12 protein-coding genes are annotated in these 16,324 nt (G+C 35.4%); 7 read left to right on the top strand and 5 right to left on the bottom strand.

The window, feature by feature from the left end; translation table 11 throughout:
• Positions 1-46: 46 nt before the first annotated feature.
• The 3 genes from ACS8MM_RS05790 (at position 47) to mscL (ending at position 3,626) form a co-directional block, all read left to right on the top strand.
• Positions 47-685 (top strand): thymidine kinase, encoded by a 639-nt coding sequence (locus ACS8MM_RS05790; RefSeq protein ID WP_379714004.1) that lies wholly within the window; start codon positions 47-49, stop codon positions 683-685.
• On the top strand, positions 682-3,126 hold the full coding sequence (locus tag ACS8MM_RS05785) for a bifunctional UDP-N-acetylmuramoyl-tripeptide:D-alanyl-D-alanine ligase/alanine racemase (protein WP_379714002.1): 2,445 nt from the start codon (positions 682-684) through the stop codon (positions 3,124-3,126). Before ACS8MM_RS05790 ends, ACS8MM_RS05785 begins: the two co-directional genes overlap by 4 nt.
• A 74-nt stretch (positions 3,127-3,200) precedes the next feature.
• The gene (gene mscL, locus ACS8MM_RS05780; RefSeq protein ID WP_379714000.1) at positions 3,201-3,626 is read left to right on the top strand and encodes a large conductance mechanosensitive channel protein MscL; all 426 of its coding nucleotides are present in this window, start codon (positions 3,201-3,203) and stop codon (positions 3,624-3,626) included.
• A 43-nt stretch (positions 3,627-3,669) separates the two neighbouring features.
• On the opposite strand, the gene ACS8MM_RS05775 is transcribed toward mscL, so the two are convergent.
• Together ACS8MM_RS05775 and ACS8MM_RS05770 are read right to left on the bottom strand one after the other, a co-directional pair.
• Entirely contained in the window at positions 3,670-4,065 is a 396-nt protein-coding gene (locus tag ACS8MM_RS05775) for a hypothetical protein (protein WP_379713998.1), read from the bottom strand.
• Positions 4,058-6,025 (bottom strand): metallophosphoesterase, encoded by a 1,968-nt coding sequence (locus ACS8MM_RS05770; RefSeq protein WP_379713996.1) that lies wholly within the window; start codon positions 6,023-6,025, stop codon positions 4,058-4,060. The genes ACS8MM_RS05775 and ACS8MM_RS05770 overlap by 8 nt, the downstream gene beginning before the upstream one ends.
• Positions 6,026-6,271: 246 nt before the next feature.
• Between ACS8MM_RS05770 and ACS8MM_RS05765 the strand changes: the two genes are divergently transcribed.
• From ACS8MM_RS05765 to ACS8MM_RS05750, 4 genes are all read left to right on the top strand, one after another.
• The gene (locus tag ACS8MM_RS05765; protein WP_379713994.1) at positions 6,272-7,261 is read left to right on the top strand and encodes an aspartate-semialdehyde dehydrogenase; all 990 of its coding nucleotides are present in this window, start codon (positions 6,272-6,274) and stop codon (positions 7,259-7,261) included.
• Positions 7,262-7,342: 81 nt separating this feature from the next.
• Complete coding sequence (locus tag ACS8MM_RS05760) at positions 7,343-7,705, top strand: hypothetical protein (protein WP_379713989.1); 363 nt, start codon at positions 7,343-7,345, stop codon at positions 7,703-7,705.
• A gap of 57 nt (positions 7,706-7,762) precedes the next feature.
• Entirely contained in the window at positions 7,763-9,967 is a 2,205-nt protein-coding gene (locus ACS8MM_RS05755) for a TonB-dependent receptor (RefSeq protein WP_379713987.1), read from the top strand.
• Positions 9,968-10,121: 154 nt separating this feature from the next.
• A complete protein-coding gene (locus ACS8MM_RS05750) occupies positions 10,122-12,170 on the top strand; it encodes a prolyl oligopeptidase family serine peptidase (protein ID WP_379715004.1) in 2,049 nt (682 codons plus the stop codon).
• A 69-nt stretch (positions 12,171-12,239) separates the two neighbouring features.
• Here the strand turns inward: ACS8MM_RS05750 and ACS8MM_RS05745 are convergent, their stop codons facing one another.
• The 3 genes from ACS8MM_RS05745 to ACS8MM_RS05735 all read right to left on the bottom strand — a co-directional run bounded on the left by ACS8MM_RS05745 (position 12,240) and on the right by ACS8MM_RS05735 (position 16,237).
• Entirely contained in the window at positions 12,240-13,025 is a 786-nt protein-coding gene (locus ACS8MM_RS05745; protein WP_379713985.1) for a TIGR00266 family protein, read from the bottom strand.
• A 120-nt stretch (positions 13,026-13,145) separates the two neighbouring features.
• Positions 13,146-15,386 carry a T9SS type A sorting domain-containing protein gene (locus ACS8MM_RS05740; protein ID WP_379713983.1) on the bottom strand — a complete coding sequence of 747 codons (2,241 nt, stop codon included), beginning with the start codon at positions 15,384-15,386 and terminating at the stop codon, positions 13,146-13,148.
• Between the two features lie 98 nt (positions 15,387-15,484).
• The gene (locus ACS8MM_RS05735) at positions 15,485-16,237 is read right to left on the bottom strand and encodes a LytR/AlgR family response regulator transcription factor (RefSeq protein WP_379713981.1); all 753 of its coding nucleotides are present in this window, start codon (positions 16,235-16,237) and stop codon (positions 15,485-15,487) included.
• Between the last annotated feature and the right edge of the window lie 87 nt (positions 16,238-16,324).

Below are 16,324 nucleotides of genomic sequence, written 5' to 3'. Positions count from 1 at the left end.
ACAAAGTAATAAAAACTATTCATTTTTATCGTTATAAAAATAAAAAATGTTTCTTGAAAATACAGTAAATCATAAAGAACAATTTGGATGGATTGAAGTCATCTGTGGGTCAATGTTTTCGGGAAAAACCGAAGAATTAATCCGTAGATTGAAACGAGCCCAGTTCGCAAAACAGAAAGTAGAAATATTTAAGCCTACGATTGATACCCGATACGACGATGAAATGGTGGTTTCTCACAATAAAAATGAGATTCGTTCCACACCGGTTCCGGCAGCAGCGAATATTCGAATTTTAGCTCAAGGTTGTGATGTAGTAGGTATTGATGAAGCGCAGTTTTTTGATGACGAAATCGTTGCTGTTTGTAACGATTTGGCAAATTCCGGAATTCGTGTCATTGTGGCTGGGTTGGATATGGATTTTAAAGGAAATCCTTTCGGGCCGATGCCTGCTTTGATGGCTACTGCAGAATATGTGACCAAAGTGCATGCTGTATGTACCCGAACGGGTAATTTGGCCCATTTTAGTTTTAGAAAAGCAGCCAGTGATAATTTGGTTTTGTTAGGTGAAACAGATGAATACGAACCATTGAGTAGAGCGGCTTATTTCAATGCGATTCGAAACAATATGGAGGTCGTTGATGAGGAAATTGTCAATAAAAACCAGAACGAAAACGATACAAAATGAGTGTAATTCTAAAAGACATTATCCAAAGTATACATGCTGAAACGAATTTCGAAAATGTTTTAGATAGTATTGAAAATGTTTCTATTGACAGTCGCTCTCTTCAAAATAATAATAAAACTTTATTCTTTGCGCTGGTTGGCCCCAATCACGATGCTCATGTATACATAGATGAGTTAATCACTAAAGGAGTTCATTACTTTGTAGTCAATTATATTCCGGAAGGATTAAATTCCCGAGCTAATTTCTTAGTTGTTGACAATACGTTAAAGGCTTTGCAAGATTTTGCGGCTTATTACCGTGGTTTGTTTGGTTTTCCAGTTATTGGAATTACAGGTAGCAATGGTAAGACGATAGTTAAAGAATGGTTGAATTTTTTATTGGGTCCTGATTACAACATTATTCGAAGTCCGAAGAGTTATAATTCGCAAGTGGGCGTTCCTTTATCGGTAATTGGTATTAATGAAAATCATAATTTTGGAATTTTTGAAGCTGGAATTTCTACTGTTGGTGAAATGGCCCATCTACAAAAGATCATTCGACCTACTATTGGAATATTAACCAATATAGGATCGGCACATGATGAAGGCTTTGTCGATATTTCTCAAAAAATTAAGGAAAAGCTAAAGTTGTTTTCAGATGTTGAGGTGCTGATTCTGAATAAGAATAAAACGATAGAAGCGTTTCTAAAATCGAATACGAAAACATTTACTTGGAGTACACAAGATAGAAGTGCCGATGTTTTTATTCAGAAAAAAGTGGTAGAAGAGCATTCGGAATTGAATATAACCCGGAAAGAGCATTGTTTTAAAATAGCTATTCCATTTACCGATGAAGCTTCCATCGAAAACAGTATGCATTGTATTCTGGCAATGTTGTATTTGAATTATTCTATCGAAACGATTGAGGAAAGGGTTAAGGAGTTGTTTCCTGTGGAAATGCGACTGAAAGTAAAAAACGGGATTAATAATTGTACGCTTATCGACGATAGCTATAGTTCCGATTTTCAATCCCTTAAAATTGCTTTGGATTTTCTGGAACATCAAAAACAGCATAAAAAAAGAACGTTGATTTTATCGGATATTTTCCAATCGGGTTTGTCAGATGAAGAATTGTATTCGAGAGTTTCTCATCTTATCGTTTCGCATAAAATAAATCGTGTTTTCTGTATTGGTGAAACGGTATCAAAATTTAAGAATAAGTTTCTTAACGCTACATCTTTTGCAACGACAGAAGATTTTATTAAAGCATTCGAAAATCTACATTTTATTAGTGAAACCGTTTTAATTAAAGGCTCACGTCAATTCGAGTTTGAAAATATCGTGTCACTACTTGAGGAAAAGACACACGAAACTATTCTGGAAATTAACCTGAACGCCATCAGTCATAATTTGAATTACTTTAAGTCCAAATTAAACCCAAAAACCAAGCTAATGATCATGGTAAAAGCTTTTGGTTATGGAAGTGGAAGTTATGAAATTGCGAAATTATTGGCACACCACAAAGTGGATTATTTAGGTGTGGCTTTCGCCGATGAAGGAATCGAATTGCGCAAAGCGGGAATCGAATTGCCTATTTTGGTGATGAATCCCGAAATGACTAGTTTTCAGACAATAATCCAATACCATTTGGAACCTGAAATTTATAATATCAGAGGTTTGAAAGCGTTTCTAAAGATTGCCGATGAAAAACAGTTGCAAGATTATCCGATACACATAAAAATTAATACAGGGATGAATCGCTTGGGTTTTGATCCTGAAGTTTTGCCCGAACTGATTACGATTCTTCAACAGAATAAAAGGGTTGTAATTAAAAGTATCATGTCGCATTTGGCATCAAGTGATGTGCCGGAACATAGAGATTTTACATTGCAGCAAATAGCCGATTTTGAAAGGGATTCGTCTTTGCTGATAAGTGAATTGAATATCGATCCTATTCGTCATATTTGTAATACTTCCGGAATCAGTAATTATCCGCAAGCTCAGTTCGATATGGTCCGACTTGGAATAGGATTGTATGGTGTTTCTAATGAAGCGTACGAACAAGTGAAATTGGAAAATGTAGGAACATTGAAATCTGTCATTTCCCAAATTCGTACCATTGAGGCAGGTGAAAGTGTGGGATATGTGCGCCGATTTATGGCAACTACGACTACAAAAGTCGCAACGATTCCTATTGGATATGCTGACGGAATTTCAAGACTTTGGGGTAATGGAGTTGGTTATGTTTCAATTAACGGAAAGCAAGCGCCAATCATAGGTAGTATTTGTATGGATATGTTGATGATAGATGTAACTGGCATTAATTGTATTGAAGGTAGTGAAGTAATAATTTTCGGAAAAAACCCTTCTGTTATTGATATTGCTAAAGCGACCAATACTATTCCATATGAAATATTAACAAGTATTTCTGCTAGAGTAAAACGAGTTTTTTACAGGGAATAATAATTTGTCAATTGATAAAAAATGTTAAATTAGCGAATCAATTACAATTAACTAACCAAAAAAAACAATTATTTATGGGATTTATTTCAGAATTTAAAGAGTTTGCCATGAAAGGCAATCTGGTGGATATGGCAATTGCTTTCGTAATGGGAGGCGCTTTTGGAAAAGTGGTTACCGCTTTTGTTGAGAAAATGTTCGCACCGGTTGTTGGTCTGCTAATGGGAGGTATAGATCTTAATGACAAAAAATTTGTTATTGTCGATGGGGTAGCTGAAGTTAAAGATACTGCAGGAGCTGTAACTACACCCGCCGTTGCTGAAGTTGCAATCCAATGGGGCGCTTTTTTAACTGCTCTTATTGATTTTATCATTGTCGCATTCGTAATGTTTTTGATTATTAAAGCAATCAATAAAATGAAGAAGCCTGAACCGCCAGCTGCTCCAGCAGGTCCAACTCAGGAAGAATTGCTTACTCAAATTAGAGATTTGCTTAAAAAATAAAGTTTTGTTTATAAAAAAGGAGGATTCAAAAATCCTCCTTTTTTTATGATCTTACCTTGAGCCAGTTTTTTGCGTTTTCAGGTATTCCTAAAATGAGAAGTAAAACTAATGGTAAACACCAATTGGCTGACCTCTCAACAAATTCTATAAATTCTTGACCGGAAATTGGTCTGCTTAAGGCAGTTGCTAATGCCCAAAGGATAGCCCATAAGACAATAATTCGGATGGGGAATAATAAAACTAGTATTGCTACAATAATATCCAAAATTCCTATAAGTGGCAGTAGTTGTATTGCTTGTGCATCGGTAAAACCGAAACAGGTAAGTAATGGTATCCATTTTGGGTTGACGCCCAAAGCTACAATACCATGACCCAAATAGGTGCCGAAAACACCTAATCGGGCACATTTTTCAATGCTATTTAAGATATTCTTATTCACGGACTAATATGGATGTGTCTTTTTGGTTTTCCATTTGAATTTCAAAAACATATACACCTGCTTTTAATGCTTTGCCATTATAGGTGTATGAGAAATCTGTTGTCGATTTGTTGGTTTTTTCCGTTGTAATTAGTTTTCCTTTTACATCGTAAATATTGATAATAGCATTTCCTGTGTATGGTGATGAATAATCAACTTTGAATGATTCTTGAATCGGATTCGGATACACTTTAATTGGATAGAAAGTTTGCTTTTGTGGTTGTGTTGCTAAATACGGTTTGTTAATGCAGAAATTATCAATTGCTACATTAGTATCGTCGTAAACAGTACCGCATAACATTGTATTGGTTACATCAAACATTACATAATGATAATCGGATTTAAAGGCTTGTAAGAAAGAAGAGCTTCCCGCTGTATATAAAGGCGCGCCAGCACCACCACAAACAACCTGACATCTTCCTTCAGTTGGTTGGCTACCATAATTTGCTACCGGAGATGTAGTACTTACATTTCGGTTTATAGGTTTAAAACGCTCGTACAAATGATCATGGCCTGTTAAAATCAAATCTACTCCATAATCGTCAAAAGCTTTGAACCATGTATTCCAATAGGCATCCATTTCACCAGCATGAGGACCAACAGTATAGAATGGTCTGTGAAAAGATATTATTTTCCATTTTTTTGTTGCGTTGGCAGCTAAAGTTGCTTTAAGCCAATTGTATTGAGTTACATCCGAAGGTGTTTCAGAGTTCAAACAAATAAATACTGTTTCTCCATATTCTACCGAATAATACAATTCGGTTTGTGGAGTGTTGTTTTTTGGTAAATCGAAAATGTTCTGGTAATAGGAAGCGGAAGCTACGTCGTGATTACCTTGAGCATGTAAAATTAATTTGTTTTCAATTAGATTTTTTCCATTATCAAACCAAGCATTCCATTGTGATGCTGAACTACCCGTGTCAACAATATCTCCGTTGAATACCACAAAAGCGGGATTTCTGTTGTTGGTTAATGTAGAAATGGTATTCCAAACACCAACATTAGTTCTACTGTCTCCAACCGCTGCAAATTTAAATGTATTGGTAGTTAAATCTGGAGCGGTTGAGTATGTTTTTTGTGCACTCCATACTCCTGAAACCGAATCAAATAAAGAATAGTAAATAATTGAGTTAGCGGTCACAGCTCCTGGAAAAGTATAACTGAAAAATTTATTAGTAGATGACGAATATCCGGAACGAGAAGCTACATTACTTGTGCCTTGTTCATACGATGTAGTGTATCCCCATTTAATTTGGTCTGTGGTTGCTGCGGTTGAATTGGTCCATGATACGGTCAAACCTTCCAATGGATTTTTTGTAGTTCCCCAACGAATATGCTTCTGTGTTACAGATGCTGGTGCACTGATGTTACCGATAAGTTCCAAATCGAAACTGATGTCAGAACTGTTGGCTGCATTTTGATGAATTTCAACTGCGATTGTGTTATTACCGGTTACAAAAGTATTGACAGGAAGAGTTGTAGTTTGAAATGTTCCACCGTCATCACTCGCCAATGTTGCTAAAGTAGTATAACTCGCTCCGGAGGCTAAATTATTTCTGTAAACTTCCGTTCCATTAACGTAAACTGCAACACCATCATCTCTTTTTACTTTTAATGTATAGTTCAAGAACGCACTTGCATTAGCTACATTGAATGTTTTTCTAAAATAGGTAGTAATATATTTGTTTGAAGAACTTGACCCATAGGATACCACAGTGGCTTCGTCTCCATCACCGTAGCCCAGTTGCGCATTTCCTTGCGACCATCCTGTTTCGTTAATGGTAGTGGCTCTCCAAGCCGTTCCCTGATTGGAGCCATTGGCTAAGTATTTCCATGAAGAACCGGTACTGACAAGCGTGGTTTGCGCTGTAAGTAAGTTATGCGCCCCAAAGCATAACAGAAGTAATAAGATTTTTTTCATTTTTTTTCATTTTTTAGTTGGCGCAAAAATAATAAAAATAAGAATTTTCTTAGTTTATATTTGGGTTATTCTTTTGTAAATCAATTGAATTCGGGTTGTAAAAACTTGTTAAGTTAATGTTATACTCGTATTCAAAAAGAAGTAATTTGTATGTTTATAACATTTTGTTAAATTTTGTTAATACGTTTTTGGAAACCAAATATTATTTACTTTTGTGTTGTCAAAATTTAAACACACACATTTAAGATGAAAGTAGCCGTTGTAGGTGCTACCGGTATGGTAGGAGAAGTAATGCTTCAGGTATTGGCGGAAAGAAATTTTCCAATTACAGAATTAATCCCAGTTGCTTCAGAAAGATCTGTTGGAAACGAGATTGAATTTAAAGGCAATAAGTATAAGGTGGTTGGAATGCAAACAGCTATTGACATGAAGCCTGCTATTGCAATTTTTTCTGCTGGTGGAGATACTTCTAAAGAATGGGCACCCAAATTTGCTGAGGTTGGTACCACAGTAATTGACAATTCTTCTGCTTGGAGAATGGATCCAACCAAAAAATTAATTGTTCCTGAAATCAATGCTTCTGTTTTGACGAAAGAAGATAAAATTATTGCTAACCCCAATTGTTCGACTATTCAAATGGTAATGGTTTTGGCACCATTACATAAAGAATACGACATCAAGCGTGTAGTTGTTTCTACCTATCAGTCCATCACAGGAACAGGTGTGAAAGCGGTTCGACAATTGGAAAATGAATACGAAGGTGTAAAAGGTGAAATGGCTTATAAATATCAAATTCACCGCAACGCAATACCTCAATGTGATGTTTTTGAAGAAAATGATTACACTAAAGAGGAAATGAAATTAGTTCGTGAAACACAAAAAATTTTAGACGATAAAACAATTGCTGTTACAGCCACTGCAGTTAGAATACCAGTTGTTGGAGGGCATAGTGAAGCGGTAAACGTTGAGTTTGAAAAAGACTTTGAAGTAAGTAATGTTCGTCAGATTTTGCATCATACCCAAGGTGTCAATGTTCAGGACAATGTAGATACTTTTACGTTCCCAATGCCTTTATACGCCCAAGGCAAAGACGATGTTTTCGTAGGTAGAATTCGTCGAGATGGAAGTCAGCCGAATACATTAAATATGTGGATTGTTGCGGATAATTTACGTAAAGGTGCCGCTACAAATGCCATTCAAATCGCTGAATATCTTGTAGCTAATAATTTAGTGTAACCGCTTAAAAAATAAATTAATTTGAATCCGTTTGACTTTTTGTTGAACGGATTTATTTTTTGTTTTATATATTTGTTCAGAATGAAAAAGAAATTAGTCATATTAAACTACTCTTTGGTGATGGTAGTACTCTTTGGAGTACTGTTTCAATCACTGCATTCATTCGAGCATTTAGTCGAGCAATTAACTTCTGAACATTGCGACCACAAATACCATAAAGATAAAACTGAATTCACACACAGTCATCATGATTTTGACGACTGTTTTGTTTGTGAATATGCTTTTAGCAACTACATACCAACCGATTTTTTTACTTTTGAAAGTAAAATTCCGGTTTACGATACTATCAGTTTGTTTGGTTACGGTGAAAAATTTGTTTTTTTCTCTGGTAGTACATCAAAATCCCGAGGCCCACCTTCTTTTATTGTTTACGATATTTTTTAGGATTTCCAATTCATTTTGGATTTCCATTTTCTATTTAAACAATAATCATTAAATCCAATGAAATCATTTTTTTTATCCCTATTTATAGGGTTAACGTCTTTTGTAAATGCGCAAAGCAGCTTTTCCGGAACTGTATCGGACGAAAATAAGCATCCCATTAAAAATACTACTGTGGCTATCCCAGAGTTGCATAAAGAAATAATTACCAACGAAGAAGGTAAATACCGATTTGTGAATTTACCATCGGGAAGTTTTACGATTATTTTTTCACACCCTGAATTTGATAGTACCATTGTCACTATCCAATTGAAAGATGGTGAAACAGAGTATGATGTTGTATTGACGGAGGAACATACTCACCATATTGATGAAGTGATCGTTTCGACAGTTTTCAATAAAATGCAATCGCAAAATGTAATGAAAGTTGAAAATCAGAAGATCAAAGATTTGAAACAAAAAGGAGCGGCTTCATTAGTTGAGGGTTTGGCAACGATTCCCGGAGTGTCCAATATTTCTACAGGTACTTCCATAGGTAAGCCGGTTATACGTGGTTTAAGCGGAAACAGAGTTTTGATTTATACACAAGGTGTTCGATTGGAAAATCAGCAATTCGGCGAAGAACACGGCTTAGGATTGAATGATAATGGTGTTGAAAGTGTAGAGGTTATCAAAGGACCGGCTTCTTTATTATATGGTTCAGATGCTTTGGGAGGTGTGTTGTATTTTAATCCAGAAAAATTTGCAAATCCGAATTCATATGCAGCAGATTTTAGCCAAAAGTATTTTACCAATTCACAAGGTAGTACGACCAGTTTTGGTTTGAAATCATCCAATGAAAATTGGAAATTTTTAACTAGGGGTAGCTATAATACTCATATCGATTACCAAATGCCAAATGGAAACAGGGTTACCAATACTCGTTTTGAAGAAACCGATTTTAAAACCGGTATTAGTTACAGTAATGCTAAATTTTCTTCAACCTTTCGCTATAATTTAAATCTTTTGACTTTAGGATTACCCGAGGAAATTGGTAAAAACACCACGGTTAGAAACCCAGATTTCCCGCGTCAGGGTGTGTTTAGTCAAATTGCAAGCTTGCACAATAAAATCTTCTTTAAAAACTCTAAATTGAATTTGGATTTTGGATATATAGCTAACGATAGAAAAGAATTTGAAGATAGTTTGAAACCTATTCTAGATATGGATTTGCAAACTTTTAATTTTGATGCAAAATATGAATTTCCAAAATTCGGAAAATTTGAAACTATTTTTGGTGTACAAGGAATGACACAAACAAATACCAATTTTGGTGAGGAGATGTTAATTCCTAATGCTAAAACTAATGATGTCGGAGCTTTGATAACGACAAATTATACGTTGAAAAAGCATGTAATTCAAGCGGGTATTCGTTTTGATAATAGAAATATTACTACCGAAAATCATGGAGTAGTGGGAGAAGAAGGTTACTTTCAAGCCATTGATAAAAAATTCAACAGTTGGAACGCTTCATTGGGTTATAAAACATCAATCACCGCTAATTTAACCATGCGTTTGAATATTGCTTCTGGATTTAGAGCACCCAACTTAGCCGAACTAACATCAAACGGGGTTCATGAAGGGAGTAATCGCTACGAAATTGGTAATGCGAACCTTAAAAATGAACAAAACATTCAAACCGATTTGAATTTTGAATACGGAAATAAACATTTTGAATTTTTTGTGAACGGATTTTACAACCGTATCAGGAATTATATTTTTATTGCTCCGAATGGAAATGTTATCGATGGTAATGATGTTTACGATTATGTACAAAACGATGCCAATTTATATGGTGGGGAAGCCGGAATTCACTTGCATCCGCATCCAGTAGATTGGCTGCATATTACCAGTAGCTTCGAATCTGTAACCGGGAAGAAACATGATGGAGAATTTTTGCCACTAATTCCTTCTAATAAATGGAGTAATACCATTAAAACTGATTTTAAATTCAAATGGCTTAAAGCAGGTTATGCCTCTTTAAACTTTGACACTTTTTTTGCTCAAAACAATGTTGGAATGTTTGAAACGAAAACTTCGGAATATAGTTTGTTGAATTTCGGATTGGGAGGTCAAATTAATTGTAAAGCATTTAAATGTGAATTAAGTTTAAATGGTAATAATGTGCTCAACCGTGAGTATGTTTCCCATTTATCGCGATTAAAAGCAGACGGTATTCCAAATATTGGTAGAAACTTTAGTATTGGAATTAATTTTAATTTGTAACAAATTTCAGGTATTTTGTTATTAACTAGATATTATGGTTTGAAAACGTATTTTTGCGTTAAACCAAATTCAAACAATGAAAAAACTAGTTACATCATTGGCCATAGTAATTACAATTTCGGCTAATGCTCAAACAAAAAAGATTGCAAAAGGAATGAAATATCCTACAACAAAGAAAGTAGAACATGTTGATAGCTACTTTGGTATCAAAGTGAATGATCCTTACCGATGGTTGGAAGACGATCGCTCCTCAGAAACAGAAGCTTGGGTAAAAGAGCAAAATTCGGTTACCTATAACTATTTAGATCAGATTTCGTATCGAGATGCTTTGAAAAAGCGTTTGGAAAAAATGTGGAATTTCGAGAAAATAGGCTCACCTTTTACAGAGGGTGATTTTACCTACTTTTTTAAGAACAACGGTTTACAAAATCAATCGGTTTTGTATCGTAAAGACCAATCAGGAAAAGAAGAGGTTTTTTTGGATCCAAATACTTTTTCTACAGACGGTACGACTTCTTTGGCAGGAATTAATTTTTCAAAAGATGGAAGTAAAGCAGCGTATCAAATTTCAATTGGCGGTTCAGATTGGCGCGAAGTAATTATTATTGATACGAAAACAAAACAAGTACTCGAGAATAAATTGGTTGATGTGAAGTTTAGTGGAATTTCTTGGTATAAAAACGATGGATTCTATTATTCAAGTTATGACAAACCAAATGGAAGTGAACTTTCGGCAAAAACCGATCAACATAAATTGTATTATCATCAATTAGGGACATCTCAAAAAGAAGATAAAGTAATCTTTGGTTTAGATCAAAAACGACGTTATGTTGGTGGTGGTGTAACGGAAGACGATCACTATTTAGTAATTTCGGCTTCGAATTCGACTTCCGGTAACGAATTGTATATTAAAGATCTTTCTGCAGTAAATAGTCCAATTGTTACAATTGTGGATAATTTCAATTCCGATAATGATGTTGTTGAAAACGTAGGTGGTAAATTGTTCATCTATACCAACTACAAAGCACCAAATAAGAAGGTTGTAACCGTAGATGTGGCGAATCCAACACCGGAAAACTGGAAAGATTTAATCGGTGAAACGGATAATGTTTTATCTGTTACAACCGGTAGTGGTTTTATTTTTGCAGATTATATGAAGGATGCTGTTTCTTTGGTGAAACAATTTGATTATAATGGTAATTTAGTTCGTACTATTGAGTTGCCTGGAGTAGGTACAGCAGGTGGTTTTTCGGGTAAACCTAAAGATGATGTTTTGTATTATTTCTTTTCTAATTATTATACTCCTGGAAGTATTTATTCTTTAGATCCTAAAACCGGAATTTCTAAGGTATATCAAAAACCGAAAGTTGATTTCAATTCGGACGAATACGAATCCAAACAAGTATTTTATACCTCCAAAGACGGAACTAAAATTCCCATGATTATTACTTATAAAAAGGGAATCAAACTTAATGGAAAGAATCCAACCATTCTTTATGGTTATGGAGGTTTTAATGTGAGTTTAACGCCAAGTTTCAGTATTTCTACAGCGCTTTGGTTGGAAAATGGAGGCGTATTTGCAGTACCCAATTTGAGAGGTGGTGGTGAATACGGAAAGAAATGGCATGATGCGGGAACTAAAATGCAGAAGCAAAATGTTTTTGATGATTTTATTGCAGCAGCCGAATATTTGATTGCTGAGAAGTTTACTTCAAATGACTTTTTAGCAGTTAGAGGAGGTTCAAACGGTGGATTATTGGTTGGTGCAGTAATGACGCAACGTCCGGATTTGATGAAAGTTGCTTTACCTGCTGTTGGAGTTTTAGATATGCTGCGTTATCATACATTTACTGCTGGAGCAGGTTGGGCCTACGATTATGGAACTTCGGAAGATTCGGTGGAAATGTTTGAGTATATTAAAAAATATTCGCCGGTGCATAATGTGAAACCCGATAGACAATATCCTGCCACTATGGTAACTACAGGTGATCATGATGATCGTGTAGTGCCTGCACACAGTTTTAAATTTGCTGCCGAATTGCAAGAGAAATATTCGGGTTCAAATCCGATGCTAATTCGTATCGATATCAATGCTGGACATGGTGCCGGAAAATCTGTGGCAGCAACTATCCAGGAAAATGTAGATATTCAGGCTTTTACGTTGTTTAGTATGGGAATTAAAAAATTGTCCGTTAAAATATAAACTACAAAGAATACATAAAAAAAAGACTAAGCATTGCTTAGTCTTTTTTTTATGTATTGAAGTCTCAGATTAAATTCCGTCGACTAATTTTCCTAATCCACCTAAAACTCCACCTTCTTCTTTGGTACTGTTGAATCCACCAGCGGCAATAATTTTGCCGGCTAATCTACTAAAAGGTAACGATTGGATATAGACTATTCCTGGTCCTCGAAGTGTAGCATAGAACAAACCTTCTCCTCCGAAGATTGAATTTTTGATTCCTCCAATGAATTCGATATCGTAATCAATATCTTGGGTAAAACCAACAATACATCCTGTATCTACTTTTAAAACTTCGCCGGGTTGTAATTCTTTGCGGGCCAATGTTCCACCAGAATGTACAAAAGCCATTCCATCTCCTTCAATTTTTTGCATGATGAAACCTTCACCACCAAAAAGCCCACGGCCTAATTTTTTAGAAAACTCAATACCTACCGAAACGCCTTTGGCAGCACATAAGAAAGAGTCTTTTTGGCAAATGAATTTTCCTTGATACTGAGTTAAATCGATAGCGACAATTTTTCCAGGATACGGAGATGCAAACGATACTTTTCTTTTGCCCGAATCTTGGTTCATATAAGCGGTCATAAATAAACTTTCGCCAGTAAGCATTCGTTTACCAGCACTTAAAAGTTTACCCATGATACCTGTTTGTTGTCCGGATCCATCACCGAAAATTGTTTCCATTTTGATGCCGTTGTCCATCATCATAAAGCTTCCTGCTTCGGCAACAACAACCTCTTGTGGGTCTAATTCTATTTCAACATATTGCATTTCTTCACCATAAATATGGTAATCAATTTCGTGAGCTTGCATAATTTCTTTAGTTTTTCAATTATAGTAATTAGACAATTATTACGAAGAAATGTTACATGAAAACAAATAAAAAGTGCTTCCTAAATTGAGAAGCACTTTAAATTGAATTGGTAGTCTGAATTATTTTTTGATCATTTTTTTAGTTCCAATTTTACCTTCGGTAGTTTGGATGGTTAGGAGATAAATACCTGATGGAAGTTCAGAGATATCGGCCCATACAGAAGAGAATGAACTTACCTTTTGCCCCAACAATGAATAGATTTCTATTTTTTCAATACTTTCTAAACTATTGATGGTAATATGGTTATTTGCTGGATTTGGAAAAATAGTGAAAGCATCATATGCATCAAAGTTGTCATTACTCAATGTGGCATCATATTCAAAGGCTCCCAAGTCAACAGTTGTATTTACAATACGTGGATTTCCATTTAAATCAAGATTTAATCCATATGGAATATGATTGTTATTACCCGCATCGATGGCTGGTGAACCTGAATTTAATGTGTAATCCGATTTTAAATCAGGATTGCTGTTTATACCGCTAATTTGTCCACCTTGCGAAATGGTATTCTGTAAAGACGGTCCACCCAATGTACCGTTGATTGAGAATGGCGTTGTCGATCCGTTACCGTATATAATACTATTTTTAAAACGGGTATTGGATCCGTTGTCCGTGCGTATTGTATTTCCGGTTACTCCAGTATTATTCGAAAATGTTGAATTGATTACATCGACATTGATACCGTTTTGATTTCCACCATTAGTAGTACTAGCACTCAGATACAAGCAAGATGCACCAGATGCTGATGTATTGTTGTAAAAAAGACAGTTTTTAATTTCGCTGTTACCATACCAAGAATAACCATTGGCACCGGCAATAAGGATTTGTGCATTGGTTGCCGAATGATTATCACGAATGATGCATGAGTCAAGATTAGCATTGAAAATTTGATTGTTTACACCTCCGGCAAAATAACCCGACATTACTGCAGTATCTGAGCCCGTATTTTTTTCTAGAATACAATTTTGAAGCGTAATAAATGCATTGTCATTGGCTGCAAAGGTATTGATGTAAACTGCTCCACCACGTGTATGATAGTATTGTGCCGATGCTGTGCCACCAGTTAATGTTGGTCCGTTGGCATTTCCACCAGTGATTGTAAATCCATCTACAGTTATATCCCGAATGTTTCCTCTCACTGTAATGACATGATACGCATTGTCTTGTCGGGAAGACTCAGTCGCAATGATGTTGTTCGTATCGTTCCCGTTCAAATCACCGGATAAAATAGTGGTGTTTGTTTTAGGATTTCTTTGGTTTATTTGCGTTTCAGTACCGATGAATCCGCCATATAATTTTGTAGAATTTTTCATCATGAATGTTGAGGTTCTTGCAGTTCCCGATGGTTTGTAAGTTCCTGCAGCTACCCAAATTTCATTGGCAGAAGTAGAAGCTGTGATAGCGGCATCGAGACTAGTATAGGCATCGGTCCAACTTGTACCGTTGTTGGCACCGGTTGCATTCGCATTTACATAGATTTTAATTCTAGGTTTGTCTTCATTAAAAAGTATGTCAATTTCCGGTGTGGTTAAAACACGTTCGTAGTATCGGATTTGATCGATTTCATCTTGATAATTTGAAAAATTGATATCATGACTTTTTCCAATTAATAATGGTTTGTTGGCTGTAATTGCTCTAACCGAATAGGTGTCTGATGCTAATCCTGAGGCGTAATTGGTTTCAGCATCGGCTCCAACAAAAACATTATCTATATACATTGAATAGGTATACGTTAAGGTGTATTGCACCAAGCTTCCAGCGTATTGACCAGAACTTGTTGAACTCATCTGGCATACAACATGATGCCACTGGCCGTCATTAATGGTCTGACTAATTACTTCTTGTACACCGCTGGCTCCGCTTGTGGATTGAAAATTCCAACTGTATTGTCCATTAAAATAAATTTTTCCGTCCTTTAAAGCGATACTGAAACCAGCTGGATTGGCAGCGGTATTGTGTTGGTCTAAAATATAGCGTTTAGAGGTTTCATTGTTTGTGGTTTTCAACCAAAAACTTACTGCAAAATTATTTACACTCGCCGCATTGGTTCCGCCAGCACTAAAAGAATCCCCATTTAGATTGATGGCTTTGTTTGCTTCACCATTTCGGTCAGTAGTGTTTGTTCTTGAATTTCCTGTGGGAACTAGCAATGCGCTCCCTGAGTAAAGTGCCGGATTGACTTCGCTGGTTATGGCTCCGTTAGTAAATTTATAATCTTTGATTAACGCATTTGTTGGAATTTGTGCAATCGCTTCCACAGTGCAACAAAGGAAAGTAAAAAAGAGTAATTGTAATCTCATAGCCGTTTGATTTAATGTTCGTTACAAAGATCAAACGGAACGAAGATGGAGTAGTCAAATTTTTTCTGAACAGTCTCTTTTTTTTGCTGAAATGTATTTTAAAACAATTCCTGAATCATTTGCATGAACTCTTCTTTTTTCTCTTTTGCAATTGGAATGGTTTTGTTGTTTTCCATGATTATATGAAATCCGTCTTTTTTTGAAAGTTCTTTCATGTATCGCAAATTAACCAAATAAGATCGGTGAGGTTTATAGAAAATGAACTTTTCAGAAAGTTGATCTGCAAAATGTTTAAGCGGTTTGCAAATCAATTGAGATTCGTTGTTTTTCATGTATACTTTAGTATACATTCCGTCTGCTTCAAACAAAATGATATCGTCATGTGCAACAAAAAGAATGCCTTTGGGAACTTCCAAAATAATCTTATTCAGTGATAATTGATGGAATACTTTTCTAAGATTTTCGAGTTTGTCGTTGATGTTTGCTTTTTCAATATTTTGTTTTGCTTTCTCAACTGCATTTTTTAATTCGGAAATATCTACGGGTTTTAAAATATAGTCTACGGCAGATAGTTTAAAAGCCTGAATGGCATAGTCGTTATAGGCGGTAATAAAGATTACTTGAAAATTAACTTCATTGGGTTCAAAAAAGTCCATGATCTCCAAACCGGAATGATTTGGCATTTCAATGTCCAAAAAAACAATTTCAGGTTGATGTTCTTTAATCAGAGAAACACCTTCTTTTAAATCAGATGCTTCAAGTAAAGAAGTTATTTCGGGAAAATTTTCTGAAATAATAGTGCTGATAAGACGTCTTGCTTTGTTTTCATCGTCTATAATGATAACCTTCATGATTCTGTTTTTACTGCAAATTTTAGTATTCTTTCTTTACTTAGGTATAATTTCTTTCTGAAACAATCATAGTTTTTGCTGAAATTT

The sequence above is a fragment of the Flavobacterium sp. MAHUQ-57 genome (assembly GCF_051908335.1).
Lineage (GTDB): Bacteria > Bacteroidota > Bacteroidia > Flavobacteriales > Flavobacteriaceae > Flavobacterium.
This window is presented reverse-complemented; position numbering and strand designations above follow the sequence as displayed.